Source organism: Verminephrobacter aporrectodeae subsp. tuberculatae At4 (assembly GCF_000193225.1).
GTDB lineage: Bacteria > Pseudomonadota > Gammaproteobacteria > Burkholderiales > Burkholderiaceae_C > Acidovorax > Acidovorax aporrectodeae.
In genome coordinates this window covers 1-562 of sequence record NZ_AFAL01000590.1, presented here as the reverse complement: position 1 = coordinate 562, position 562 = coordinate 1, and the positions used below count along the sequence as shown (strand labels likewise).

1 protein-coding gene is annotated in these 562 nt (G+C 66.5%); it reads left to right on the top strand.

The window, feature by feature from the left end; all coding sequences use genetic code 11:
* On the top strand, positions 1–562 hold a 562-nt coding region (locus tag VTU_RS33785), incomplete at both ends, for an Ig-like domain-containing protein (protein WP_010107000.1).

The window sequence follows — 562 nt, the reverse complement described above, 5'->3', positions numbered from 1 at the left end:
GCGTCACACTGACCGATGACCGCCTCACGACGGGAGAAAAGGCGACCGTCATCATCGCCTTCAACAAACCCGTCAACGGCTTCACGCTCGATGACGTGGACGGGACCCATGCCAACGGCACGCTCAGCGACCTCGTACGCAGCGCCGACGGCCGAACCTGGACGGCCACCTTCACGCCCACGGCGGGCGTCATCGCCGAGAACAACACCATCAGCGTGAACCTCGCGGGCGTGACCGACGCCGCAGGCACCGCCGCAACCGGCCGCACCACCAGCGACAACTTCATCGTGCACACCGCGCTCCCTGCCGCCACGATCACGCTGACCGATACCGCGCTCACCGCGGGCGAAACGACGACCGTCACCTTCCGCTTCAACCAAGTGGTCTTCGGCTTCACGATGGATGACATCGTGCTCGACACCGCCACCGGCACGCTCGGCGCGCTCACGACCACCGACAACCAAACCTGGACCGCCACCCTCACACCCAAGGCCGACGTCAGCGCCGCGACCAACACCATCCGCGTCAACCTGACCGGCGTAGCCAACGTGGCAGGCCGCTC